The organism is Aeromonas simiae (assembly GCF_000820125.1).
In the GTDB taxonomy this organism is placed as follows: Bacteria; Pseudomonadota; Gammaproteobacteria; order Enterobacterales; family Aeromonadaceae; genus Aeromonas; species Aeromonas simiae.
This window is the reverse complement of the sequence record NZ_CDBY01000051.1, coordinates 50,537-75,020: the sequence shown is the minus strand read 5'-3', so window position 1 is coordinate 75,020 and position 24,484 is coordinate 50,537. Positions and strand designations below refer to the sequence as shown.

21 protein-coding genes are annotated in these 24,484 nt (G+C 62.8%); 6 read left to right on the top strand and 15 right to left on the bottom strand.

The annotated features are described in order from the left end of the window. The first annotated feature begins 118 nt into the window (after window positions 1–118). Window positions 119–574 (top strand): RNA methyltransferase, encoded by a 456-nt coding sequence (locus BN1134_RS09725; protein WP_042046909.1) that lies wholly within the window; start codon window positions 119–121, stop codon window positions 572–574. On the opposite strand, the gene BN1134_RS09720 is transcribed toward BN1134_RS09725, so the two are convergent. Then, window positions 565–1,317 carry a substrate-binding periplasmic protein gene (locus BN1134_RS09720; RefSeq protein ID WP_332309659.1) on the bottom strand — a complete coding sequence of 251 codons (753 nt, stop codon included), beginning with the start codon at window positions 1,315–1,317 and terminating at the stop codon, window positions 565–567. The genes BN1134_RS09725 and BN1134_RS09720 overlap by 10 nt on opposite strands. A 155-nt stretch (window positions 1,318–1,472) precedes the next feature. Here BN1134_RS09720 and BN1134_RS09715 point away from each other — a divergent pair, with 155 nt between their 5' ends. Then, window positions 1,473–1,913 (top strand): universal stress protein, encoded by a 441-nt coding sequence (locus BN1134_RS09715; protein ID WP_042046906.1) that lies wholly within the window; start codon window positions 1,473–1,475, stop codon window positions 1,911–1,913. Between the two features lie 55 nt (window positions 1,914–1,968). Here the strand turns inward: BN1134_RS09715 and BN1134_RS09710 are convergent, their stop codons facing one another. From BN1134_RS09710 to gpt, 6 genes are all read right to left on the bottom strand, one after another. Continuing rightward, window positions 1,969–2,574: a murein L,D-transpeptidase catalytic domain family protein gene (locus BN1134_RS09710; protein ID WP_404800049.1), complete on the bottom strand. Its 606-nt coding sequence runs from the start codon at window positions 2,572–2,574 to the stop codon at window positions 1,969–1,971. Between the two features lie 110 nt (window positions 2,575–2,684). Then, window positions 2,685–3,956: a glutamate-5-semialdehyde dehydrogenase gene (locus BN1134_RS09705; protein ID WP_042046904.1), complete on the bottom strand. Its 1,272-nt coding sequence runs from the start codon at window positions 3,954–3,956 to the stop codon at window positions 2,685–2,687. Between the two features lie 39 nt (window positions 3,957–3,995). After that, complete coding sequence (gene proB, locus BN1134_RS09700) at window positions 3,996–5,099, bottom strand: glutamate 5-kinase (protein WP_042046902.1); 1,104 nt, start codon at window positions 5,097–5,099, stop codon at window positions 3,996–3,998. 88 nt (window positions 5,100–5,187) lie between these two features. Continuing rightward, entirely contained in the window at window positions 5,188–5,580 is a 393-nt protein-coding gene (gene crl / locus BN1134_RS09695) for a sigma factor-binding protein Crl (RefSeq protein WP_042046901.1), read from the bottom strand. 43 nt (window positions 5,581–5,623) lie between these two features. Then, on the bottom strand, window positions 5,624–6,895 hold the full coding sequence (gene frsA, locus BN1134_RS09690) for an esterase FrsA (protein WP_042046900.1): 1,272 nt from the start codon (window positions 6,893–6,895) through the stop codon (window positions 5,624–5,626). A gap of 134 nt (window positions 6,896–7,029) precedes the next feature. Next, window positions 7,030–7,497 carry a xanthine phosphoribosyltransferase gene (gpt, locus tag BN1134_RS09685; RefSeq protein ID WP_042046899.1) on the bottom strand — a complete coding sequence of 156 codons (468 nt, stop codon included), beginning with the start codon at window positions 7,495–7,497 and terminating at the stop codon, window positions 7,030–7,032. A 672-nt stretch (window positions 7,498–8,169) separates the two neighbouring features. Here gpt and BN1134_RS09680 point away from each other — a divergent pair. Beyond that, window positions 8,170–9,621 carry an aminoacyl-histidine dipeptidase gene (locus BN1134_RS09680; protein ID WP_042046898.1) on the top strand — a complete coding sequence of 484 codons (1,452 nt, stop codon included), beginning with the start codon at window positions 8,170–8,172 and terminating at the stop codon, window positions 9,619–9,621. 57 nt (window positions 9,622–9,678) lie between these two features. Here the strand turns inward: BN1134_RS09680 and nrdG are convergent, their stop codons facing one another. Together nrdG and nrdD are read right to left on the bottom strand one after the other, a co-directional pair. Continuing rightward, complete coding sequence (gene nrdG / locus BN1134_RS09675; RefSeq protein ID WP_042046897.1) at window positions 9,679–10,158, bottom strand: anaerobic ribonucleoside-triphosphate reductase-activating protein; 480 nt, start codon at window positions 10,156–10,158, stop codon at window positions 9,679–9,681. An 80-nt stretch (window positions 10,159–10,238) separates the two neighbouring features. Next, the gene (gene nrdD / locus BN1134_RS09670) at window positions 10,239–12,356 is read right to left on the bottom strand and encodes an anaerobic ribonucleoside-triphosphate reductase (protein WP_042046895.1); all 2,118 of its coding nucleotides are present in this window, start codon (window positions 12,354–12,356) and stop codon (window positions 10,239–10,241) included. 405 nt (window positions 12,357–12,761) lie between these two features. Here nrdD and BN1134_RS09665 point away from each other — a divergent pair, with 405 nt between their 5' ends. After that, complete coding sequence (locus tag BN1134_RS09665) at window positions 12,762–13,727, top strand: ABC transporter substrate-binding protein (RefSeq protein ID WP_232300620.1); 966 nt, start codon at window positions 12,762–12,764, stop codon at window positions 13,725–13,727. Window positions 13,728–13,772: 45 nt separating this feature from the next. On the opposite strand, the gene ligA is transcribed toward BN1134_RS09665, so the two are convergent. From ligA to BN1134_RS09650, 3 genes are all read right to left on the bottom strand, one after another. Further along, window positions 13,773–15,785, bottom strand: coding sequence for an NAD-dependent DNA ligase LigA (gene ligA / locus BN1134_RS09660; RefSeq protein WP_042046891.1), 2,013 nt, complete (start codon window positions 15,783–15,785; stop codon window positions 13,773–13,775). A 78-nt stretch (window positions 15,786–15,863) separates the two neighbouring features. Beyond that, entirely contained in the window at window positions 15,864–16,943 is a 1,080-nt protein-coding gene (gene zipA, locus BN1134_RS09655) for a cell division protein ZipA (protein ID WP_042046890.1), read from the bottom strand. A gap of 15 nt (window positions 16,944–16,958) precedes the next feature. Beyond that, window positions 16,959–20,321, bottom strand: coding sequence for an AAA family ATPase (locus BN1134_RS09650; protein ID WP_042046889.1), 3,363 nt, complete (start codon window positions 20,319–20,321; stop codon window positions 16,959–16,961). Window positions 20,322–20,421: 100 nt separating this feature from the next. On the opposite strand from BN1134_RS09650, the gene cysZ reads away from it, so the two are divergent. Together cysZ and BN1134_RS09640 are read left to right on the top strand one after the other, a co-directional pair. Beyond that, entirely contained in the window at window positions 20,422–21,189 is a 768-nt protein-coding gene (gene cysZ, locus BN1134_RS09645) for a sulfate transporter CysZ (RefSeq protein ID WP_042046887.1), read from the top strand. A gap of 128 nt (window positions 21,190–21,317) precedes the next feature. Beyond that, the gene (locus tag BN1134_RS09640) at window positions 21,318–21,932 is read left to right on the top strand and encodes a trimeric intracellular cation channel family protein (RefSeq protein ID WP_042046886.1); all 615 of its coding nucleotides are present in this window, start codon (window positions 21,318–21,320) and stop codon (window positions 21,930–21,932) included. 45 nt (window positions 21,933–21,977) lie between these two features. On the opposite strand, the gene BN1134_RS09635 is transcribed toward BN1134_RS09640, so the two are convergent. The 3 genes from BN1134_RS09635 to BN1134_RS09625 form a co-directional block, all read right to left on the bottom strand. Beyond that, the gene (locus tag BN1134_RS09635) at window positions 21,978–22,226 is read right to left on the bottom strand and encodes a lipoprotein (protein ID WP_042046885.1); all 249 of its coding nucleotides are present in this window, start codon (window positions 22,224–22,226) and stop codon (window positions 21,978–21,980) included. Window positions 22,227–22,307: 81 nt separating this feature from the next. Next, the gene (locus tag BN1134_RS09630) at window positions 22,308–22,853 is read right to left on the bottom strand and encodes a peptidoglycan L,D-endopeptidase MepK (RefSeq protein WP_042046884.1); all 546 of its coding nucleotides are present in this window, start codon (window positions 22,851–22,853) and stop codon (window positions 22,308–22,310) included. 140 nt (window positions 22,854–22,993) lie between these two features. Continuing rightward, window positions 22,994–24,469: a L,D-transpeptidase family protein gene (locus tag BN1134_RS09625; RefSeq protein ID WP_042046882.1), complete on the bottom strand. Its 1,476-nt coding sequence runs from the start codon at window positions 24,467–24,469 to the stop codon at window positions 22,994–22,996. Between the last annotated feature and the right edge of the window lie 15 nt (window positions 24,470–24,484).

Sequence of the window (24,484 nt, the reverse complement as noted above, 5' to 3'; positions counted from 1 at the left end):
CAAGGCAGCCAGCAACCCGCCGACCCCGAAAGTGTCGGGCCGAGCACAAAAACGGCAAGAGATGCGCAGGCAACGCCATGGGCCTATAATCGCGCCCCTGAATAAGGGAGGAGAAGTGATGAAGCAGGTTACCCTGGGGTTGGTCAATCCGAAGTCACCGGAGAATGTCGGCGCTGTGCTGCGCGCCGCCGGCTGTTATGGCGCTGATGCCATCTTCTATACCGGGGTCAGGTTCGATCTGGCGCGCCGCTTCGTCACCGACACCAAGCGCATCGCCCAGCAGATCCCGCTGGTGGGCGTGGATGATCTGTTTGCCGCCATGCCGCCGGGCGCGGTACCGGTGGCGGTGGATCTCATCGAGGGGGCCATTCCCCTGCCCGACTACCAGCATCCGCACAATGCCTTCTACCTGTTCGGCCCGGAGGATGGCACCCTGGGGCCCGAGATCCTGCGCCGCTGCCGCGACGTGGTCTATGTGCCAACCCGTGGTTGCATGAACCTGGCCGCCTCGGTCAATGTGCTGCTCTATGACCGTCAAGCCAAGGCATGGCGCCAGACGCCGTCTCAGGGCTGACGGCTGGCCTGACGGTAGTAGTCGAAGTAGTCGCTCAGGGCATGGCGCCGGTAGAGCGCCTGGAGGGTTCCATCGCGATAGAGCCGCCGGAGCCCCTCATCCCACAGCCGTGCCAGCTGCTCGCCCCGAGTCGAGGCGACAAACACCGGATAGGTTGGTAACCAGCGCAGCAGCCGCCACTCCATGCCGGCCGGCAGGCTCTGCTCACGAAACAGCACACCGGCGCCGAGGTAGTAGTCGTAGCGCCCCTTCTCCAGCAGTTGCAGCGCCATCTGGTGGCTGTCAACCTCATGCCAGAACATGGTGACCGGGATGTACTTGTCATAGGCCCAGCCACGCTGCCACACCACCCGCTTGCCACGCAGGCTCTGCTCACCTTGCCAGGCCGCGAGCCGCTCCTTGGTCATCAGCACGCTGACATCGTCGGCGAAGGCGGACAAGGTGGGCCATACCACGCCGTTCACCTCGTTCGGATAGACCCCTATGGTCATGTCCGCCTCCCCTTCAACCACCAGCTTGACGGCTCGCTTGTAGGGGGTGAGACGGGCCACCACCTGATAGCCGCGCGGCTCGTAAACCGCCCGCACCAGATCGAAATAGAAGCCGCGCCCATCCGGCTCGCAAAACCCCTGCCAGCGTTCGCAGTAGATGCTGAGCGGCTCGGCAGCTCGTGCCCCGACGCTCAACAACAGCGCCACTATCAACCACACCCAGCGCATGCTGCGGATTCTCCCGAAACCCATAAAAAATCTGCTCCCTGTCAAGTTACTGCATAACAAGGGTGTCTGTTTGCATCTTAGCGTCTTAAGATAGGAGACGGCAGTGCAGCCCGTCATTGACCGCGACGCGCTCACACTTTTTCTTCCCAGCCTCACGGCGTTCTCCACAGGAGTGTCCCATGTCCATTCAGAGCATCTTGTGTCCCGTTGATTTTTCTCCCATGTCCAAGCCGGTGCTCGACTATGCCGTGTCCATGGCCCAGACCCACAACGCCAGCCTGCGCCTGGTGCACGTGGTCGATCAGTTGCAGGGGTTCGATAGCTACAAGATCCTGCACATGACCGCCGCCGAGATCACCTTCCAGCTCGAGCAGCAAGCCAAGGCCCACCTCACCGAACTGGCCGCCAGCCTGCCGGTACCGACCACCTTCGAGATCTGCTTTGGCCGAGCCCCGGACGAGATCACCGCCCTGGCCGCCAAGGAGAAATGCGATCTGGTGGTCATGGGCAGCCATGGCCGTACCGGTATCGCCCACCTGCTGGTCGGCAGCGTGGCCGAGGCCGTGGTGCGCCACTCCCCCTGCCCGGTGCTGATCGTGCGCCAGCCACCAGAGGCGTAAATGGGGAAATGATAAAAGCCGCCTGAAGGGCGGCTTTTTGTTGGGCAGCCGCCGACTAGCCATGGGCATAGATCACGCTGCCATCCTTGATCAGATTGATGATGCGGGCTGCCTGCTCACGGGGAACGGCCGGACAGCCCCAGCTGCGACCCAGCTTACCAAAGCGCTTGATGTGGGCCGGGCTGGCGTACTCCGCGCCGTGCAGCACGATGGCCCGCCGGCGGGCGTTGAGGTTCTTGCCCGGCGAGAGGCCGTCAAGACGCAGGGAGTAGCCGTGTTTGCCGAGGTAGGTCTCGCCGGTGCGAAACACGCCGAGGGAGCTTTGCAGCGAGTCGGGCCGATCCGAGAACGAGAAGGCGCGCTCCTCCCCCGAGTTGCGCCCGTGGCTGACCCAGGTCGCAGCCAGCAACTTGGCTCGCCGCAGATCGAGCACAAACAGGCGCGGCTCGTTCGATGGCTTGCTGTAGTCGATGATGGTGAGCACCGACTTACGCTTGCCTGGCGTGCGGCGGTAGTTCTCCAGCGCACTGCTGAACACCTCGGCGCTCAGCACCCGCACCAAGCCGGAGTCGTAATACAAAGAGGTGTCGTTGGGCTGGGCCCACGTCAGGGCGCTCCAGCCCCACACACAGAGCCACAGCGCTCGCCATCCATGCCGCATTCTGCCTCTCTCCCTCATTGACGCACATCTGCCCCTTATACCCGTGACCGCAAAACCTGACAAGGAAAATGCCGGCATCATGCCGGCATTGTGTCGACAACGTCACTAAATCAGGGGCGACTTAAGTAATCTGCCTGTCCCACCCACTTGTAGCTGGTCAGCTCCACCAGCCCCATGGGGCCGCGGGCGTGCAGCATCTGGGTCGACACCGCCACCTCGGCACCGAGGCCAAACTGGCCGCCATCGGTAAAGCGGGTGGAGGCATTCACATAGACCGCCGCCGAGCCGGCGCCGTTGATGAAACGCTCTGCATGGGCGAGATCGTTGGTCAAGATGGCGTCGGAGTGGCCGGCGTTGTGCTCGCGCATATGGGCGAGCGCCTCATCCACGTCCTTGACCAGCTTGACCCCCAGGGTGAGCGAGAGCCACTCGGTATCGAAATCCTCGGGGCCGGCCTCACGCAGCTGCTTCGCGCCTTGTAGCAGCGCCTTGGCATTGCCATCGGCCACGAGCGCGACGTGGCGCTGATTCATCCGTGCCACCAGCGCCGGCAGGAACTCGGCTGCGATGGCCTGATGCACCAGCAGGGTATCGAGGGCATTGCAGGCGGAGGGGCGCTGCACCTTGGCATTCTCAATCACGTCGAGGGCGCGGGCCAGATCGGCGCTCGCATCGACAAAGGTATGGCTGATGCCAAAGCCACCGATGATGACGGGGATGGTGCTCTGCTCCTTGCACATCTTGTGCAGGCCGGCGCCACCGCGCGGGATGATCATGTCGACATAGCGATCGAGGCGCAGCAGCTCGGTCACCAGGGCGCGATCCGGGTTGTCGATGTACTGCACCGAGGCCGCCGGCAGGCCGCTTAGCTCCAGCGCCTGCTGGATCACCTGCACCAGCACCAAGTTGGAGTGGAAGGTCTCGCGGCCACCGCGCAGTATGCTGGCGTTGCCGGTCTTGAGACAGAGGCTGGCGATGTCGATGGTGACGTTGGGGCGCGCCTCATAGATGACCCCGATCACCCCGATCGGTACCCGGCGCCGCGACAGGCGCAGGCCATTTTCCAATACCCGGCTCTCAAGCTCGCTACCCACCGGATCGTCGAGGACAATTACCTTGCGCACATCGCCGATGATGCCGGCCAGACGCGCCTCGTTCAGCAGCAGGCGATCGAGCATGGCATCCCCCATGCCACTGGCGCGGGCCACCTCAATATCCTTGGCGTTGGCGGCGAGGATGGCGTTGCTATTGGCCTCCAGCGCGTCGGCGATGGCGGCCAGCGCACGGTTCTTTTGGGCCGTCGTGGTGACGGCAAGCACATGGGCGGCAGAACGGGCGGCCTGCCCGAGCGCGGTGAGCGGAGAGTGGCTTTCCTGGCTCATGACTGTTCCTTTACTTGCGAAGCGGCAATACCGCCCGTATTACAACAGGACCATATCGTCGCGGTGGATGGCCACGGCGCCGTAGCCATAGCCAAGCACCTGCTCGATATCGTCGGAATGGATGCCGCACAGGCGGCTCAGCTCGTCGTGGTTATAGCGGCTGATGCCGCGCGCCAGCTCGCGCCCCTCCGGGCTGAGGATGCGCACCACCTCGCCGCGTACGAAGTCGCCGGCCACCCGCACAATGCCTTTGGGCAGCAGGCTGGAGCCCTTCTCCTGCACAGCCACCACGGCGCCGGCATCGACCTGCACCTCACCGTGCGGCGGAGGACCGGCCAGGATCCAGCTCTTGCGCCCCTCCAGCGGGGTGGCCAGCGCCGGGAAACGGGTTCCGATACGCTCGCCTCTGGCCAGACGGCCGACCACCTCGGGCACCTGGCCGGTGGCGATCACGACGTTAATGCCGGCGCGGCGCGCCACATCGGCCGCTTGCAGCTTGGTGGCCATGCCGCCGGTGCCGAGGCCACTGACGCTCCCCCCCGCTAGCTTGCGCAGGGTGTCGTCGATGGTCTGCACCTCCTCGATCAGCTGGGCATCGGGATTGGTGCGCGGATCGGCGGTAAACAGTCCCTTCTGGTCGGTGAGCAGGATCAGCAGATCGGCGTCGGCCAGGATGGCGGCACGGGCCGACAGGTTGTCGTTATCCCCCACCTTGATCTCGGCGGTGGCGACCGCGTCATTTTCGTTGATGACCGGGATGATACGGTGGTCGAGCAGGGCGCGCAGGGTATCGCGGGCGTTGAGGTAGCGCTCGCGATCCTCAAGATCGGCGCGGGTCAGCAACATCTGGCCGATATGCAGGCCATAAAGATTGAAGAGATCCTGCCACACCCGGATGATCTGGGTCTGCCCCACGGCAGCCAGCATCTGCTTGTTGGCCAAGGTAGGGGCGAGCGAGGGGTGGCCCAGGTGCTCGCGACCGGCGGCGATGGCCCCGGAGGTCACGACCACCACCTGATGCCCATCCCGGTGCAGCGCCGCACATTGGCGCACCAGTTCCACCATATGGGCGCGGTTGAGGCGGGAAGACCCCCCCGTGAGCACGCTGGTGCCCAGCTTGACGACTATGGTTTTGTTTTCCATGGAACCAACAGAAATAAAATAAGGGACTGAGTATAAAGAACCTTTATACCCAGCCCCCTTACACCCTGCAAGGCGAATTAAGGTGCTGTCAGGCAGCCGAGATGATCCGCTCCGGCGCCAGATGGCCGGCCGGCGCTATCTGTCCGCCCAGCTCACCGAGGCAGTGGGCCAGCCGCTCGTAGAAATGGCCGAGGGTACGATTGACCTCTTCCTGATGCTTCTTCGGCAGATTCTTCTCGTGCCACAGCCCTTCGGCGTCGTAATAGCCAAATTGATAGTGGTAAGTGAACAGGACACCACTCTGGGAAAGGGTCAGCCACCACCCCCAGAACTCCCGCTTGTCCGGACTCGGTTTCGCGCTGGCGCACACCGAGAGGCAGTCGAAGTAGTACTCCCCTTCCTGGCACTTCTCCTCTCGCAGGTAGGGGCCGATGGCCAAAAATTTGCGCAACAGACGTTTGTAGGTGACTCTTTCAGGCATATCAACCATCCTGTCAATTACCAATGGAGCCCAACACGGGCGGTCAGATCGTCAAGTGCTGCTTCAACCAGCTGATGGTCTCCATGATCCCTTTCTGGTGAACATCCAACAGCGCCTCCTTGTCGTACACGATCGCCTTGCCACTGCGGCTGGCGTTCGCCAATGCCCGGATATCCGACTCCGGACAGATAAAATCCTGCTTATGCCCGATGCTCAGGATCGGCACAGTGGTTCGCGTGCTGAGCAGCCCCTGCACCTTGAGCGAGAAGACCTGGCACTTGGTGCGCAAGATGTCCCAATCGGCCGCATCCGCGCCGAGCCGGTTGGCCAGGCTGTCGCGCATCATGCGCGGGCACTTGGCAAACAGCTCGGGTTGCATGAACACCTGGTTGACCCCCGCCCCGATGCAGACCACAGCCCGCAGCTTGAACGGCTCGATGAAGGCCAGCCGCGCCGCCACATTGCCCGCCAGGCGAAAGCCCATCATGGCGATGCGCTGATGATCGACCCAGGGCACCTCGGAGAGGTAGTTGAGCACCGCCTGGTGCAGGCGGCTGGTGTCCTGCACCAGCGGCCACTGCTCGGCATAGCCGATGCCCGGCATATCCAGCGCCAGCATGCCGATGCCTGCCGGCTCCAGATACTTCTGATAGAGATTGATGAAATCAATGCTGAGTGAATCGATACCACCGCTGACCATCACCAGCGGCACCGGTCGCTCCGTGGTCGGCAGGTGCAGGAAACCCTGGATGGTCTTGCCATGAAATGGCACCTGCAACTCCTTGACCGGCACAGAGAAGAGCTTGCCCGCCTCGCGGTAAGCCTGGGTGCCGAGCAGCTGAGCCTGATCGGCCAGCTCGTCATTCTTGAGGTGGGGATAGCTGGCAATGGAGTAGTAGCGCACCGCCTTGAGCAGCGAGTCCAGTGCGGCATCCGGCTTCCCCTGCACCGCCTCCTGCTTGCCCTGCTGATGGTAACGGCCGGCCAGCTGGCTCCACTCATAATTCCAGTTGCCCGGAACGTATCCCTTGACGGTATCGAGGTATTGCTCGTGGCTGCGCTCCCCCTTGCTGATGGCAATGCGCGAGAGCACCTCCTCCAGCTCGAGCGGATCGGCCCCCTGCCAGATCCAGGAGGGGCGGCGCAACAAGCGATACCAGTGGCGTGAGTAGGAGCCGTCGATGAAGGGGCGCTCGAGTTCGGGCTCCTCATCGGCATTCGGGGCGCTGCGGTTGGAAATCTGCGATGTCTCCTGGACCTTCTTGACCCGGGTGAACAGCTTCTCGGTCAGATTGATGTCGTCATTCGGTTCCACTACAGACCTCACTACCTTGGGTTACCACTCGATTCAATGGTCCATATTAAGCTGAGCCCCAGCCGAAAAGCACCTATTTTACCTACACACCATAAAGAAAAGGCCCCGTACGGAGCCTTTTCTTACCGAATTCATCACTCTTCATCACAGATGGGAGTAATGAAGGAGACCGCCATGTCCCACGGTTGCTCGATCCAGGTGTCCTGCGGGATGGCCACTTCGAAATCATCCACCAGCGGCTCGCCCATCGGCTTGGCGAAGATGGTGATGAACTTGGCGCGCGGGTAGAGTTCGCGGATCGCCTTGGCGGTGCCACCGGTGTCAACCAGATCGTCCACCACCAGCCAGCCTTCGCCGTCGCCGGCCGTGCTGGCCGCCTTGACCACCACCAGCTCACGCTGGTTGTCATGGTCATAGCTGGAGATGCACAGGGTCTCTACGTTGCGAATGCCCAGCTCGCGGGCCATCAGAGCGGCCGGAACCAGACCGCCGCGGCTAACCGCGATGATCCCTTTCCACTGGCTGGCAGGCATTTGACGACGGGCAAGGCGGCGCGCTTCGCGCTGCAGGTTGTCCCATGAGACGTAGTACTTCTTCGGCATGATGACCTCGGGGGGGCGGCAAAAGCGCTCATGGCGCGTAATACAGGCTCCTGCGGATACGAAAAAAATCCGGCACTGACAGGCAGGCTGGTTTTCATCGAACACCGGCAGGGGAAAAGTTGTGGCGCAATATTATAGTGACCTTCCCCCATATTGCCAGCCCGATATCTCACCTCCCCGAACAAAAACAGCAGGCGACTGGCCTGCTGTTACGCTCCTGGCGCCGAAGGCGCCTGCCGTCAACGACGGCTGAAGGGATTGGGATACTGGAAGCCCTGGGTATACAGGGAGTGGGCCAACCAGTATTGGGCGTTGCTGCCAACCATCATCGACTCCTTAATGCATCACAAGTAACGGACCTTGGGTGGCGGGCTTTTCCGTAAGCGGTAACTCGGTTCCTTGGAGGCGCGCACTTGCCTGGCGATAGCGCTTGAGGCGTCAACCCGGCCTCAAGATGTGACTTTAATCACATTTCGTACTCTAGACCGCTCTGCCCCCCGAATACAAGCGGCACGACGGAATGAAATTCGTTTTCGCCCCAAAAAAACGTCACCGATTCGGCTTTACGCCCATGTTCGGCACGAATGAGCCGCGATGACTCACGTTTTTGCCGCGCTGGCTGTATTATCGTTAGCTCTGCGCATAACCTCTTCCAGCCGTAAGGAGTCCGACGTGGCACAACTGAGTTCCCTCTCTCCCTCCCTGGTGTGGCACTTCTTCGACAAGATCTGCTCCATCCCCCACCCCTCCAAGCACGAGCAGGCCCTCGCCAGCTGGATCACCGAATGGGCCCGCTCCGAAGGGCTGGCGGTGAAGCAGGACAAGGTCGGCAACCTCTTCATCAAGAAGCCGGCCACGCCGGGCATGGAGCAGCGCAAGCCGGTAGTGCTGCAAGCCCACCTCGACATGGTGCCCCAGGCCAACGCCGACACGGCGCACGATTTCACCAAAGACCCCATCGATGCCTATGTCGACGGTGAATGGGTCACCGCCCGCGGCACCACCCTGGGAGCCGACAACGGCATCGGCATGGCGGCCTGCCTCGCCGTGCTGGCCGACAAGAGCCTCAAGCACGGCCCGCTCGAGGTGCTGCTCACCTCCGACGAAGAGACCGGCATGACCGGCGCCTTCGGCCTGGAAGCCGGCTGGCTGGAGGGGGAGATCCTCATCAACACCGACTCGGAAGAGGACGGTGAGGTCTACATGGGCTGCGCCGGCGGTGTCGACGCCAATATCCGCTTCCCGCTCGAGCTGAGCGCCGCACCGGCGGGCGAGGCGTTCGAATTGCAGGTGAAGGGGCTGGTCGGTGGCCACTCCGGTGGCGATATCCACCGTGGCCGCGGCAACGCCAACAAGCTGCTGGTGCGCCTGCTCAAGGCGACCCAATCCCTGAACGTGGAGCTCGCCGCGATCCACGGCGGCACCCTGCGTAACGCCATCCCGCGCGAGGCGCGCGCCACCTTGCTGGTGCCGGCGGCCAACGTCGCCGAGTTCAAGGCCCTGGTCGATCGCTTCACCGGCATCTACCAAACCGAGCTGGCCGCGACCGAGCCGCACCTGACCGTGCTGCTGAGCGCCACCGAGGCGCCGGCCAAGGTGATGGCGGCCTCCCTGCGCGATCGCCTGCTCGATGCCCTGATGGCCTGCCCCAACGGGGTGATGCGCATGAGCGACAGCATGAGCGGCGTGGTCGAGACCTCCACCAACCTCGGCGTCATCAAGACCCTGGATGGCGAGGTCTACGTCCAGTGCCTGATCCGCTCCCTCATCGACTCAGGTCGCGACCAGATTGAGCAGATGACCCGCTCCCTGTTCACCCTGGCCGGCGCCAGCTGCGAGTTTACCGGCGCCTATCCGGGCTGGGCTCCAGACGTCAACTCCCCGGTGATGGAGCTGGTGCGCGGCACCTATCAGGAGCTGTTTGGCAGCCGCCCCAACATCATGGTGATCCACGCCGGCCTCGAGTGCGGTCTGTTCAAGAGCGCCTACCCGCAGTGGGACATGGTCTCCTTCGGCCCGACCATTCGCGGCGCCCACTCCCCGGATGAGAAGGTGCACATTGTGGCGGTCGAGCGCTTCTGGCAGTTACTGACCCGCGTGCTGGAGCAGATCCCGGCCAAATAAGGGATGACAGAGATAAAAAAACCGGGCCACAGCCCGGTTTTTTTATCTCCCACCTTTTCAAGCGTCGTCATCGAGGCGAAAGCGGTGGATGATCTGGTTGCTGCTGCCGCGCCACACCAGGCCGGGATCGGCCAGTGCCTGCTCGAAGCGGCCGTCGATCAGGGTATCGATCAGGCTCACCACCTCCTGCTGGGCAGGGCTCAACGCCTCCAGACGGTAACCCGTCCAGCACCAGATGTCCTTGCCAGGGCACTCGGCGCGCACCCGTTTAACCAGCGCCAGCACGTCGGCCAGGTTGGCCGGATGCAGCGGATCGCCGCCGGAGAGCGAAAGGCCGCGCCGCTTGATGCGGGGGTCATTGAGATCGGCGATCACCCGGTCGCTCATCGCCTGATCGAACGGGTGGCCGCTGTCGAGGCGCCAGGTGGACTGGTTGTAGCAGCCGCGGCACTGGTGCTCGCAGCCCGACACGAACAAGGTGGCGCGGGTGCCGGGGCCGTTCACTACATCGACCGGGTAGTACTGGTGATAATGCACGGCGCACTCCTCTCTTAACCGCTGCATGAAAAAGGCCCCTTTCCGTCGCGGTCAGGGGCCGTCGGGTCACTTACCGCCGCTTACAGATGCTTGACGCGGCGCTTGACCTCTTCCTGCTTGCCGGCATTGAAGGGGCGCGCATCCGGGCTGCCGAGGTAGCCGCACACCCGGCGGGTCACCGACACCTTGGCCGGATCGTGGTTGCCACAGCGCGGGCAGGTAAAGCCCTTGGAGGTGCACTCGAATTCACCGGTGAAGCTGCACTCGTAGCACTCGTCGATCGGGGTGTTGGTGCCATAGTAGGGCACCCTGTCATAGCTGTAGTCCCACACATTCTCCAGCGCCTCCAGGTTGTGCTGGATGTTGGGGTACTCGCCGTAGCAGATGAAGCCACCGCTGGCGATGGGCGGATAGGGGGCCTCGAAGTCGAGCTTGTCGTAGGGGTTCACCTTCTTCTCCACGTCGAGGTGGAAGCTGTTGGTGTAATAGCCCTTGTCGGTGACACCAGCGACCACGCCAAACTCCTTGGCGTCGAGGCGGCAGAAGCGCGAGCAGAGGTTCTCACTCGGGGTGGAGTAGAGGCTAAAACCGTAGCCGGTCTCGTGTTTCCACTCATCCACGGCATCGCGCAGGCGCTGTACGATGGCCACCGCCTTCTGGCGCAGGGTCTCTTCATCGAACACATGGGTGCCATCACCAAACAAGGCCTTGATGGTCTCATGCACGCCGATGTAACCCAGCGAGATGGAGGCACGGCCGTTTTTGAAGATCTCGCTGATGTTGTCGTCGGCCTTGAGGCGAACCCCGCATGCCCCTTCCATATAGAGGATGGGGGCAACCCGCGCCTTGACGCCGTTGAGGCGATCGATGCGGTACATCAGCGCCTTCTTGGCGACGCGCAGCATGGCGTCGAGACGATCGTAAAAATCGGCTTCGTCACGCGATTGCAGGGCAATGCGCGGCAGGTTGAGGCTCACCACGCCCAGGTTGTTGCGCCCCTCGTGGATCAGCTCGCCGTTCTCCTCGAATGCGCCGAGGAAGGAGCGGCAGCCCATGGGAGTCTTGAACGAACCGGTCACCTTGACCACCTGGTCATAGTTGAGGATATCCGGGTACATCCGCTTGGAGGCACACTCCAGCGCCAGTCGTTTGATGTCGTAGTTAGGGTCGCCCTGCTTGTGGTTGAGGCCATCCTTGATGGCGAACACCAACTTGGGGAAGACCGCGGTCTTCTTGTTTTTGCCCAGGCCCGCGATGCGGTTTTGCAGGATGGCGCGCTGGATCATGCGCGACTCCCAGCTCTCGCCAAGGCCAAAACCGAAGGTGACAAACGGCGTCTGGCCGTTGGCGGTGTGCAGGGTGTTGACCTCGTACTCGAGAGACTGGAAGGCATCAAAGCACTCCTTCTCGGTACGGGACATGGCATAGGCCTCCACATCCGCGATGCCCCACTCCTCGGCCACCTGGCGGTGCTTGTGCCAGCTGATGGTGACATAGGGAGCCAGCACCTCATCGATGCGGTTGATGGTGGTGCCGCCATAGATGTGGCTCGCCACCTGGGCGATGATCTGGGCCGTCACGGCCGTGGCGGTACTGATGGATTTGGGGGTGTCGATCTCGGCATTCCCCATCTTGAAGCCGTGGGTCAGCATGCCCTTCAGGTCGATCAACATGCAGTTGAACATGGGGAAGAAGGGGGAGTAGTCGAGATCGTGGAAGTGCAGCGCACCGCTGTCGTGGGCCTGTACCACATCGCGCGGCAGCATGTAGGTGGTGGCATAGTGTTTGGCCACGATACCCGCCAGCAGGTCACGCTGGGTCGGGATCACCTTGGAATCCTTGTTGGCATTCTCGTTGAGCAGGGCCGCGTTGGTCTGCTCGACCAGGCCGCGGATCTCGCGGGCCAGGTTGCCACGGGTTTCGCGCTCGCGATCCCGGTCGTGACGGTATTCGATGTAGATACGGGCGATCTCCTTGTGATCGGAGCTCATCAGGTGATTCTCAACCCGGGTCTGGATCTCGTGGATATCGACTTCGCCACGCCCCTCGAGTTCGACGCTCACCTGCGCGGCGATATTGTCCGCCAGACCGCGCTGGGGCATGCCCACCGCTTCGCTGGCACGATAGACCGCCTCGGCAATCAGATGGGCATCGAACGGTGCGCGGCAGCCGTCACGCTTGATCACAACCGGTTTCATGAGTCACTCCCCGTAAAAAGCCGGCCCACTAGGCCGGTATTACCCTGAAATAAGCTCCCGCCATCTTCCTTGACGCTGGACACAGGCCAACCGTACCCGTCGATGTCGAACCCAGGTACAGCAAGGGCAGGAGACGTTTATACACAACTTATAAACACAACATATAGGAGTAAATTTGAATGCAGCACCTATATGTTGTGGCCTATTAGGCCCCAAAGCGCAATGCTGAATATTGATCCAGAACAGGTTTTGGCGACCCTGACGCCCCCTTAATCAGACTCAATAAAAGCCAGATCCCATGGAGCCCGCGCCACACGCCATGGCAAGGGAAATGTCGAGCAAGAGGTCAGTCCCTGACGCGTGGATAAACCGTTATGCTGTCATAAACCGACCATGGAGGGGCACATGCTGATCCGACTGTTATTAATGCTGTTGCCGACTCCCCTGTATGCGGGAACCCTGCTCATCGTCAGCAGCTACCATCCGCAATACCTGTGGGACATCAGCTACAACCAGGGCTTGCAGAGCCACCTGGCGGGCCACCCCGACGTGCATTACTTCTACCTCGACACCAAGCGGTTACCCCGTGAAGCCTTCGACAGCCGGGCCAATGAGGCGCTGCGGGTCTATAACCGGCTCAAGCCGGACTGGGTGCTGCTGTCCGACGACAATGCCATCAACTACCTGGCCCACCCCATCGCCGATGCGGGGACACCCGTGGTGTTTCTCGGCATGAACGAGAACCCGCGCTACAAGGGGCTGATTGGCCATCGCAATGTCACCGGCGTATTGGAGCGCCCCCTGCTCAAGCGCAACATCCAGGAGATGGCGCGCATGATGGGGGGATTGGAGCGGGCGCTGGTGCTGTTTGACTCGAGCAACGTGTCGCTGGCCGCCATCGAGGATGAGTTCGATGCCCAGACCGAGCTGCGCATAGGTCGAACTCGGGTCACCAGCGAGCTCTATGAGGATTACAACCTGTGGCAGGAGGCGGTACTCAAGGCCAAACAGAACGGCTACCGGGCACTGTTTATCGGCCTCTACCACACCCTGAAAAATAGCGCCGGCGAGCACGTCGACGAGAACGAGGTGCTGGCATGGACCGTGCGCAACAGCCCGGTGCCGGTCTTCTGCTTCTGGGAGTTTGCCGTCGGCCAGGGGCAGGCCATCGGCGGTCTGGTGCTCGATGGTCACGAGCAAGGGGTGCGCGCCGCCGAACTGCTCAACGCCATCATGGCCGGCGCCCGGCCCGAGAGCATGGCGCCACGGGCCGCAGAGCGGGGCAAGTACAGCTTCAGTCGCAGCGAGCTGGCGCGCTGGCATCTCCAGCCCCTGCCCCAGTGGCAGGAGAAAATTGAGTGGCGCCCATAGTGAAAGGCCCCGCAAGCGGGGCCTTTCACTGTTTATGGAACGCGGTCACTGCTGCCCGGCCAGCGCCTGTTGCAGCTCATCTTCGCTCCAAACCGTGATGCCCAGCTCCTGGGCCTTGGCGAGCTTGGAGCCCGCCGCCTCACCCGCCACCACCACATCGGTCTTGGCCGATACCGAGCCCGCCACCTTGGCCCCGAGGGCCTGCAACGCCGCCTTGGCATCGCTGCGCGACAAGGTGGTGAGGGTGCCGGTCAGCACAAAGGTCTTACCGGCAAAGGGCTGATCGCTCGCGGCTCTCTTCTCGATGGCCGGCCAGTGGATCCCGGCGGCCAGCAGGGCCTCCAGCACCTCGATATTGTGGGGCTGGCGCAGGAAGTAGTAGACGTGCTTGGCCACCACCTCGCCCACATCCGACACCACCAGCAACTGCTCAACCGAGGCGTCACGCAGGGCCTCCAGGGTGAGGAAGTGGTTAGCCAGGTTCAGGGCCGTGGCCTCCCCCACCTCGCGGATGCCGAGGGCAAACAGGAAGCGTGGCAAGGTGGTGCTGCGCGCCTTATCGATGGCATCGACCAGATTCTGCGCCGATTTCGGCCCCATCCGCTCCAGGGCGGCCAGGGTATCGGCCTCGAGGGCAAACAGATCGGCCGGAGTCTGCACCAGCTCTTTTTCCACCAGTTGATCGACGATCTTATCGCCCAGCCCCTCGATATCCATGGCGCGGCGCGCGGCAAAGTGCTTGAGGGCGGCGGCGCGCTGGGCGCCGCAGAACAGACCGCCTGAGCAGCGGGCCACCGCCTCCCCCTCGATGCGCTCAATGGCCGAGCCGCACACAGGGCAGGCATCCGGGAACAAGATGGCGCGCGCATCCGCCGGGCGTTTGGCCTCGACCACCGAGACCACCTGCGGGATCACGTCGCCGGCGCGGCGCACGATCACCGTGTCGCCGATCATCACGCCAAGGCGCTCAATCTCATCGGCATTGTGCAAGGTGGCATTGGAGACGGTGACGCCGCCGACAAAGATGGGCCTGAGCTTGGCCACCGGCGTGATGGCGCCGGTACGCCCCACCTGGAACTCGACGTTCTCCAGCTCGGTCATCTCCTCCTGGGCCGGGAACTTGTGGGCGGTAGCCCAGCGCGGCGCCCGTGCCACGAAGCCAAGCTGCTGCTGCAAGGCGATGTCATCGACCTTGTAGACCACGCCGTCAATCTCGTAGGGCAGCGCATCGCGCCGCGCCAGGATCTCATCGTGGAAGGCCTGACACCCCGCCGCCCCTTCGGCCAGCTTCACCTCAGGACAGATCGGCAGCCCCCACGCTCCCAGCTGCATCAAACGGCCATGGTGGGAGCCCCCCAGCTCGTCGCCCCCCACCCCGACGCCATAGGCATAGAAAGCGAGCGGGCGGGAGGCGGTGATGCGCGAGTCGAGCTGGCGCAGGCTGCCGGCAGCGGCGTTGCGCGGGTTAACGAACACCTTCTCCCCCTTCTCGAGGGCACGGGCATTAAGCTGCTCAAAGCCGGCCTTGGGCATGAACACCTCGCCACGCACCTCGAGACGCTCGGGCCAACCCGCCCCCTTGAGGCGCAGTGGAATGGCGTGGATGGTGCGCACGTTCTCGGTGATCTCCTCTCCCGTGCTGCCGTCTCCCCGGGTGGCGGCCCGTGTCAGCAGGCCGTTCACATAGAGCAGGCTGACAGCCAGCCCGTCGAGTTTGGGCTCGCAGCAGAAGGTAAAGGTCTGCGCTTGCTTGAGCCGGTCTTGCATGCGCTGGTCGAAGGCTTGCAGCTCCTCATCGCTGAACACGTTGTCGAGGCTCAGCATGGGAAGCTCGTGGGTCACCTGGGCGAACGCGGAGAGCGGCATGCCCCCCACCCGCTGGCTCGGGGAGTCGGGGGTGCGCAGCTCGGGGTGCTCAGCCTCAAGCGCCAACAGCTCGCGCATCAGGCGATCATATTCAGAGTCGGTGACGGTGGGGTTATCCAGCACATAGTACTGATAGCCATAGTCGCTCAGTTGCTGGCACAGGGTCTGGTGGCGGGATTGGTATTCGCTCATGGGGCTCTTGTCCGAGATCCAGAAATGACGATGCGGTACCAGGTACCGCATCGTAGGGGGTGAGTAGGAGAGAGCGACTTAGTCGCGGCTCGCCTCGTAGGCCGCCAACTCGCGGCGATAGCGCGTGATCGTATCTTCACACAGCGGGCTGCGCTCCATGTCGGTCAGCATGGCATCCAGATCGCTGGCCAGTTGATCGGCGGTACGCAGCATCTCTTCAAACGCCAGGGCCGTGTTGCTGCGCAGCGGCAGCTGCATAAAGAGCGACACGCCAGGGGTGGAGAACTGCTCCATCCGGTACGGGTTGAAGGTGCCGGGTTTAACCATGTTGATGATGGAAAACAGGATCTCGCCGTGGCCATCGCGATCTTCGTGGCGATGGAAGATATCCATCTCGCCAAACTTGAAGCCATTGGCAAGCAGGGAGGAGAGCAAGCTTGCCCCTTCCAGCTCACGACCGGGGCGCGCCATCAGGTTTAGCACATAGACATCCTGCCACACCTTCTCGACCGGGGCGCGGCGCGGCTCAGGAACCGGCTCTGGCTGCGGCTCGTAACGGGGCTCGGCACGCAGTACCGGCTCCTCACGATAGACAGGCTCGGGCTCATAGGCGGGCTCAGGCTGCGGCTCATAGGCCGGCACCTGCGGCTCGTCATCGAGCGGGGCGGTCATGACCGGCTCACGCTGGGAGCGGGTACGCGGCTGCACCGGGGTGCGACGGATCACCGGAGAGGGCTTGCGAACCGGCTGCGGCTCCTCTTCTTCTTCCGCGGCAAAGACGATGGGCTCGGCCACTCGCGGGGCCGGCTGGACATAATCGGGCTCGGGAGCATAGGCCGGCTCGGCATGCGGCAACGGCAGATCGTCATCCTCATCTTCTTCCTGGCGGCGATAGATGGGGGCGGAGGAGCGGCGCATCGCCTTGGACTCTTCCGGCTGGATCTTGGGCTCGGCGCGACGATTGCTGACCACACGCACCTGACCGATGCCATCGTCGTCGAAACTGTCGTCACCTCGGGAACGGGTCTCGACCCGGCCAAGTGGCTTCTCCTTGATGGGAGTCTTGCGGTTCTTTCTGTTGGTCCACAGACCGTGAATGAGCAATGCCGCAATGGCAATTCCGCCCAAGGCAACCAAGATGTAACGCAATTCCTGCATTAGCTGCTTCTCTTTCTAGTTTTGCTCAGCCAGAGCGACGGCTTCACCAATATCAACCGAGACGATGCGGGAAACCCCGGGCTCTTGCATCGTCACGCCGACCAGCTGCTCAGCCATCTCCATGGAGACCTTATTATGACTGATGTAGACGAACTGTACTGTGCCCGACATCTCTTTGACAAGAGCGCAGAAGCGACCCACGTTCACTTCATCGAGCGGTGCATCCACCTCATCCAGCATACAAAAAGGTGCCGGATTGAGTCTGAAGATGGCGAAGACCAGTGCCAAGGCAGTCAAGGCCTTCTCCCCCCCAGACAGCAGGGCGATGGTAGCATTCTTTTTACCGGGAGGTCTCGCCATGATGGTGACCCCCGCCTCCAAAAGATCGTCAGAGGTGAGTTCAAGCCATGCATTCCCCCCTCCAAATACTTTTGGAAACAGGGATTTTAAATCTTCATTGACCTTATCGAAAGTGTCTCGGAAGCGGATTTGCGTCTCCCGATCGATTCTTTTTATCGCCTGCTCGAGGGTATCCAGCGCCTGCTCGAGATCCTGACACTGGTTTTCCATGTAGGTGGCTCGGGTTCGCGCCTCCTCAAACTCCTCCAGCGCGGCCAGGTTGATGGCACCGAGTGCCGCCACCTGCTCCTCCAACGCCTGGATCTCCTGCCTCAGCTTACTGCGGTCGGCCTGTAGCAGCGTCCCCTGGTCAAGCTCGGCGAAACGCACGCCGAGCTCTTCAAGTTGTTCGTGCAGCGCCTGCCTTCGCGTAAGCAAACGCTCACGTTCAAGCCGCAGCTGTGCCAGCGTCTCCTGTAGGGCCACCAGGCGCTTGTGATCGCCCTGGCGCCGCTTTTCCAGCTCGCCCAGCTCACTTTCAAGCTGGGTGAGCACCTGGTGAGTGGCCAGTTGCTCCGCCTCCAGGCGGCGCTGGGTCTCGAGCAACGGCGCCAAGTCAACGGCCTCAGTGGCATCCGGCGCCTTGAGCTGCATCAGCTCACCACGCACCCGCTCCAGTTCGGTGCGATGCAGCTCCCCCAGTTGCCGGCGCTGCTCTTGCTCCAACTGACCGCGCTGGCGCTCGGCGCGGGCCAGCTCACTGCCGTTGCGGGCGGCGGCCACTGCCGCCTCCAGCGCCTGTTGCCGCGCCTGCGCCTCACGCAGGCGCTCATCGTGTTCGCCCCCCAGCGCCTGCCAGTGGGCGAGCTGCTCTTCGAGCTCGAGGATCTGCGCCTCACGCTCTTCAAGGCGGGTCTGCTCCTCGGTAAGCTGCGCCGCCAAACGCGCCAGCTCGGCCACGATCTCGGCCTGACGCTGCCCCCGCTCGGTCAGCCTGCCCTCTTGCAACCGCCACGCCTCACGCGCTTGCTGCAAGGCAAGCTCTGCCTGTTGCAGCTGGGCCTGGGCCCCCTCCTGCTCTTCCAGGAGGGTAATCCGCGTCTCTTCACGTTCGGCCAATGACCGTGATAGCGCCTGTTCCTGTCGCGACAGGGTGGCGATGGCCTCACGCAGATGCTCCTGCTCCGCCAGCATGGCCATGGTGCCGAGTCGTTTGCCATCGGCACGATCCACCCAGTTCACCCCAAACCAGTCACCCGCCGGGGTAATCACCGACTCGCCCGGCCCCAGCGTTGTGGCGCGTTGCCGCGCCGCCTCGAGATCCGGCGCGGTGAAGATGGCGTTGAGAAACGCGGGCAGATGCGGCCCTTGAACCCAGCAGGCCAGCGTGCCTGTCACGGCGCGGCCCGCAGGCCCCACCACCCGGCCACTTTCGACCAGCTGCCAGCGATCGTCCCCTCGGGCGGTGAGCCAGTGGCCAAGCACCTTGTCGAGCGCCGGCGCCCACTGCGCATCCAGCGTCAGCTGCTCCCCCAATCCGCCCTCCTGCCACTCGCCCAGCAGCTCGGTCAACGCTTGCAGGCGTGCCTGCCGTTCACGTACGCCCGTTTGAGCCTGATGCCACTGCGCACGCAGGGCCGGCAAGGCCGCCTCCAGCGCCTCATACCGCTGGCGCAGCGTCGCCTGACGCTCGGATGCGGCCGCTCGGGCGTGTTCGAGCGGGGCAAGCTCGGGCAAGGCCGGCTCATCCCCACGCGACTCACCTTCATCTTCCAGCTTGAGGCGGGCCAGACGGGTGCGGGCCAGCAGCTCATGCTGGTGCTGTCGCTCGCCCCTCGCCTGAGCCAACGCACCTTGCAGCGCGGCCAATTGCTGTTGCCACTGTTCGCGGGCCGCGCGCCACTGCTCCACCTGTTGCCCGCCCTCCTGCTGACAGGCCAGCGCCTCTTCCTGGCGCGCTTCGGCCAGCTCAAGGCGCACTTCGGCCTGCTCCAGCGCCAGGGTGGCCTCAGCCAGCGCCTGCTCTTCGCTCTCCAGCTGCAACTGCAGCGCCGCCATCCGCTCGCCCAGCGCCGCACGCCGGCTCTGCCACTCGCGGCCCTGCTCGGCTTGGTGCAGCCCTTGCTGCTCCAGCCGGGCGATCGCCTGGCCACCGAGAAACAATTGCTGCTGACGATCCGCCTGCTCCGCCTGCCGCTCCTGACGGGTGGTGGCGAGGATGAGGCTCCTGGCCTCATCCTGAGTGCGCCGGGCATCGAGCTCGGCCAATGCCCGCTCGTGTTCGCTCAGCGCCCCCTTGATCTCAACCAGCCGGCTCTCAATGCCCCATAGCTCGGAGCCGACCAGCTCACTGCGCGCCGCCCGACTGCGCGCCTTGAGCTGACGATAGCGCTCGGCGGTCTCGGCCTGCTGGCGCAGGTGCTCCAGCCGCTCCCCCAGCTCGCCGCGAATGTCGCCAAGGCGTTCGAGGTTGTCACGGGTGTGGCGGATGCGCTGCTCGGTCTCGCGGCGACGCTCCTTGTAGCGCGAGACGCCAGCGGCCTCCTCGAGAAACAGCTTGAGGTCGGCCGGGCGCGACTCCACCAGCCGACTGACGGTGCCCTGCTCGATGATGGCGTAGCTGCGCGGGCCAAGGCCGGTGCCGAGGAAGAGATCGGTCACGTCCTTGCGCCGGCACTTCTGGCCGTTGATGAAGTAGTGGTTGCTGCCGTCACGAAAGACCTCGCGACGCACCGCTATCTCGGTGAAACGCCCGAATTCGCCCGGCACCCGGTTGTGGGGATTGTCGAACACCAGCTCGACCGACGCGCGCGAATGGGGGGGCCGGTTGGTCGAGCCGTTAAAGATGACGTCGGTCATGTTCTCGCCGCGCAGGTGGCGCGCCGAGCTCTCTCCCAACACCCAGCGCACCGCATCGATGACGTTGGACTTGCCACAGCCGTTGGGGCCGACCACGGCCGTCATATCCGCAGAAAGGCTGATTTTGGTCGGCTCCACAAACGACTTGAAACCGGCAAGCTTGATCAATTTCAGGCGCATGGGAGGGGGAGGCGATCTCGATAGGTATGGCCGGCAACTTTACCAAATCAAGGGCTTGTTTGTAATATGCGGCTATCTTCGCTCATTTGATGGACACCTCATGACACAACCACTGATGAAGGACCCGGTTGGCGGCGCCGACTATTTCCTGCGCGGCTTCGCCCTGATCCGGCGCCCCGGGATCCGCGCCTTCGTGCTGATCCCCCTGCTGGTCAACTTCGTGTTGTTCGCCGGGGCCTTCTATGCCCTGCTGCTGCAACTCGACAAGCTGTTTGCCTGGCTGCATGGCATGATCCCCGAGTGGCTCTCCTGGCTCGACTATCTGCTCTGGCCGCTGGCGTTGATCACCGTGCTGGTGCTCTTCTCCTTCCTGTTCAGCTCGGTCGCCAACTGGATCGCCGCCCCCTTCAACGGCCTGCTGGCCGAGAAGGTCGAACAGGTACTGACCGGGGAGAGCGCCGCAGACACCGGGATGCTGGACGTGGTCAAGGATATCCCGCGCACCCTGAGCCGTGAGTGGATCAAGCTCAAGTACTACCTGCCCAAGGCCATCGGCTGCCTGATCCTGTTTCTCATCCCGGTGGTCGGGCAGACGGTGGCCCCCGTGCTCTGGTTCCTGTTCAGCGCCTGGATGATGGCGATCCAGTATGTCGACTACCCCTTCGACAACCACAAGATCGACTTCATCACCATGCGTGAGGCCCTCAAGCAGCGCCGTGGCAAATGCTTAAGCTTCGGCGCCCTGGTCACGCTGTTTGCCTCCATTCCGGTGGTAAACCTGTTCGTCATGCCGGTCGCCATTTGTGGTGCTACAGCCATGTGGGTCGATCACTACCGTCCGACCTACCGAAAAACAGGAAATCCCTGACCACCGCGCAGGAAAAGGGGCGTAATACGTCCCTTATTCATTAGAAAAACTAACATGAATTTTTTAACGTTGTCCCGTCATTCCTGGGTTGATAGCATTCGCGCTTTCTATTAACCCTGGGATTCCTCATGCTTTACGCCCTCTTTATCATCGGCCTCGTCGCCGAAGGCATGACCGGTGCCCTGGCGGCCGGTCGCCGGCGCATGGACTTGTTCGGCGTCATCATCATCGCCTCGGCCACCGCGATCGGCGGTGGCACCATCCGCGATGTGCTGCTCGGCCACTACCCACTCTTGTGGGTGGAGCATCCCGAATACGTGGTCCTGGTGGCGGCCGCCGCCATGGTCAGCGTCGCCTTCGCCCCCCTGATGCGCTACCTCACCAAATTGTTCCTGGCGCTGGATGCTCTGGGGTTGGCGGTCTTCTCCATCTTCGGAGCGGCGCGAGCGCTGGATATGGGGCACGGCATGGGGATCGCCTGCATCATGGCGGTGGTGACGGGGGCCTTCGGCGGGGTGCTGCGGGATCTGCTCTGCCAGCGCTTGCCACTGGTGTTTCGCCGCGAGCTGTATGCCGCCGTGTCGCTCATCACCGGCATGCTCTACTGCATCGCGCTGGATCAAGGTCTGCCGAAGGATTGGGCCACCTTTGGCGCGATCGGGATCGGCTTCGTCTTGCGTCTGCTGGCGGTACGCTTCAAGTGGGGCTTACCCACCTTCCACTACCAGTTCGCGACCCACTGAGATCAAAAAAGCGCCCCGCAGGGCGCTTTTTTCATGCGGTGTCGCTCAGTTGATCCCTTCCGAGCTGAACAGGGCGGCCTTACCGGCGATGAACTTGACCTGGATGTTCTTCTTCTCCTTGCCCCAGATGCAGCTGGAGGTGCCGAGCACATCGTCACAACGATCGGCTTTGCCCAAAATGGTGGCCACCTCGTCATAGTTCATGCCCATCTTGAGCTGCTCGTAGTGCTCACGATCCAGCTTGCCGCAGCCGGCAAGCAACAGGGCCAGCGTGGCGGCCAGTGCGATACGCATTATTCAACTCCTACTGAGTACGAAAGTACCGATAGGGTAATGGCAGAAGAGGGGGATAGCCAGTGCACAAGAGCCCTTTGACTACCAGCGGCGCACCGGACCAGTATCGAGGTGAACGAAATTGTCGTTCGGGTAGTAACCCACCCCACCCACGCTCAGTTGGAGTGCCGCCTGACGCAGATGGGCCAGCTGCACACCCGGCATGCGGATATCCACCGCCTGCCCCAGAGTGTGGTAGCTGCGCTTGGCCACACCACGGCTGTGGCGATGCTTCTGGTTATTGGTGGCCAGTGAGCGGTAACCGGAGATGAGCTCGATCTGCCCCTTGCGTCCCAGCTTGTGCTGCAACAAAAAGAGTTGGTCGAACAGCTTGCGATCGATGTCGAACACTTCGTTGCGACGGTGATCGCGCAGGATGTGGTTGAGCTCGGCCAGCCCATCCGGCAGATAGCGACCATTTTCCCAGTAACTGGCCCTGACTTTCTCGCCGGTGTTGAGGTTATGGATGACCAACTCGCGGCTGGTGGTGCTGCGGCTAGCCTGGGCAGTCTGCGGCAGCAGGCCGGCGGTGAGCAGCAGGCCGCTCCCGAGCAGCAGTTGTCGACGGCTGATCCCTTTGTCCAACATGGCGATTTTTTACCCTAAAAGATGTAACAACCGTCCGACACTACCCGCCAGAGCGGTAAACTGTCAAACCCGAGGCTCAAAAAATGACACCCGGCAGCGGCCGGGTGTCACAAACGTGATAATGGTCACGACGTCTTTCGTCACAACACGCTCTTGAAGCTGCCCTTGTCGAAACCATAGATATCGTTACGGAAGTGCTGCTTGCCCTCGCCGTCGATCCAGCTGCTCCAGTAGACGGTGAACACCGGCACCGGCGTCGAGAGCGGCATCCACCGGGTGGTGGTCTGCTTGAGCAGGCCATTGATCTCCTGCTGTTTGCGCGGGGTCGGCGCCAGCAGCAGTTGCGCCAGATTCTCCGCCTTCTCAACCCGCACACACCCGGAGCTCAGAGCCCGCGCCCCCTGCTCGAACAACCCCTTCTTCGGGGTCGAGTGCAAATAAATGGCATCGTTGTTCGGCAGGTAGAACTTGTAGCGGCCGAGGGCGTTGTGATCGCCCGGCTTCTGGCGCAGGCGATAGGGGAAACCGGAGGCCAGGGCGTGGCTCCACCCTTCAGGGGAGAACTGCACCGGGTTGCCCTGGCCGTCGATCACCTCGATCTGCTGACGGGAGAGGTAACCGGGATCACGCGCCAGCTTAGGCAGGATGTCTTTGCGCATGATGGAGGTCGGCACATTCCAGGAGGGGTTGATCACCACGGAGCGGATCTCGCTGGCCAGAATGGGGGTGGCCCGCAGTTGCTGGCCGACGATGACACGGCTGGTGAAGATCTCGCGCCCCTGCTCGACCACGCTCAGGTGGTAATCGGGAATGTTGACCAGCACGTAGCGCTGCTCGGGCAGGCGGTCGACCACATCACGCCGCCACAAGTTGCGCAGCAGCAGGCGGGCACGCGCCTCCGGGCCGGTGCTGAGCCAGCTCTGGGTCTGCCGACCTATGATGCCATCGGCGGTCAAGCCGTGACGGGATTGAAACGCCTTGATGGCGCTCAGGGTCTCACCGTCATAGATGCTCTCGCGGTCATGATCCTGCGGCATGTCACCGAGCTCAACCAAGATCCTGCGGATCTCGGCCAGAGAGGGGGAGCTCTCCCCCTCACGCAGGGTCGGGATGGAGAGGGCGGGCCAGCGCTCGGCCATCGGCAATGCCAGTAGCTTTTGCACCTCGTTGCGCACGATGGCGTATTCAGACACCGAGGGGCGCAGCGCCGTCACCGCATCGAGCAAGCCCTTGGTCTCGATGCTGGGAGCCGCCTTGGAGAGATCCACAGTCATACTGCCGATCTGCTCGCGCGAGACGAAATCGAGCCCGCGCCAGATATGCTGGAAGCGGCTCAACTTGCGAAATGCCTCATCATAGAGGGGGCCACGCTGCTCTTCGGACGTAGTTTGCAGCGATTTCCACAGATGGACGAAATCGGGATGGAACTGGGCCAGCGCGGCCTCAAACAGCTGTTGCTGCAACTCTTCGCGGGCCGCGACCTCGCTTCCCCAGTCATGGGAAACCCTGTCGGTAGCCGCAACCACGGCAGACACCTCATTGGCCTGCACCGCGGTAACCGGCCAGCATCCCAACCAGATCAGATTGGCCAATGCCAGCCATAACCTCATACCCATATCTACCTCAAACCC

Coding starts and splice junctions, on each gene's coding strand:
- BN1134_RS09725 (WP_042046909.1), top strand. CDS start 119: ATGAAGCAGGTTACCCTGGGGTTGGTCAATCCGAAGTCACCGGAGAAT.
- BN1134_RS09720 (WP_332309659.1), bottom strand. CDS start 1,317: ATGGGTTTCGGGAGAATCCGCAGCATGCGCTGGGTGTGGTTGATAGTG.
- BN1134_RS09715 (WP_042046906.1), top strand. CDS start 1,473: ATGTCCATTCAGAGCATCTTGTGTCCCGTTGATTTTTCTCCCATGTCC.
- BN1134_RS09710 (WP_404800049.1), bottom strand. CDS start 2,574: ATGCGGCATGGATGGCGAGCGCTGTGGCTCTGTGTGTGGGGCTGGAGC.
- BN1134_RS09705 (WP_042046904.1), bottom strand. CDS start 3,956: ATGAGCCAGGAAAGCCACTCTCCGCTCACCGCGCTCGGGCAGGCCGCC.
- proB (WP_042046902.1), bottom strand. CDS start 5,099: ATGGAAAACAAAACCATAGTCGTCAAGCTGGGCACCAGCGTGCTCACG.
- crl (WP_042046901.1), bottom strand. CDS start 5,580: ATGCCTGAAAGAGTCACCTACAAACGTCTGTTGCGCAAATTTTTGGCC.
- gpt (WP_042046899.1), bottom strand. CDS start 7,497: ATGCCGAAGAAGTACTACGTCTCATGGGACAACCTGCAGCGCGAAGCG.
- nrdD (WP_042046895.1), bottom strand. CDS start 12,356: ATGAAACCGGTTGTGATCAAGCGTGACGGCTGCCGCGCACCGTTCGAT.
- BN1134_RS09665 (WP_232300620.1), top strand. CDS start 12,762: ATGCTGATCCGACTGTTATTAATGCTGTTGCCGACTCCCCTGTATGCG.
- ligA (WP_042046891.1), bottom strand. CDS start 15,785: ATGAGCGAATACCAATCCCGCCACCAGACCCTGTGCCAGCAACTGAGC.
- zipA (WP_042046890.1), bottom strand. CDS start 16,943: ATGCAGGAATTGCGTTACATCTTGGTTGCCTTGGGCGGAATTGCCATT.
- BN1134_RS09650 (WP_042046889.1), bottom strand. CDS start 20,321: ATGCGCCTGAAATTGATCAAGCTTGCCGGTTTCAAGTCGTTTGTGGAG.
- cysZ (WP_042046887.1), top strand. CDS start 20,422: ATGACACAACCACTGATGAAGGACCCGGTTGGCGGCGCCGACTATTTC.
- BN1134_RS09640 (WP_042046886.1), top strand. CDS start 21,318: ATGCTTTACGCCCTCTTTATCATCGGCCTCGTCGCCGAAGGCATGACC.
- BN1134_RS09635 (WP_042046885.1), bottom strand. CDS start 22,226: ATGCGTATCGCACTGGCCGCCACGCTGGCCCTGTTGCTTGCCGGCTGC.
- BN1134_RS09630 (WP_042046884.1), bottom strand. CDS start 22,853: ATGTTGGACAAAGGGATCAGCCGTCGACAACTGCTGCTCGGGAGCGGC.
- BN1134_RS09625 (WP_042046882.1), bottom strand. CDS start 24,469: ATGGGTATGAGGTTATGGCTGGCATTGGCCAATCTGATCTGGTTGGGA.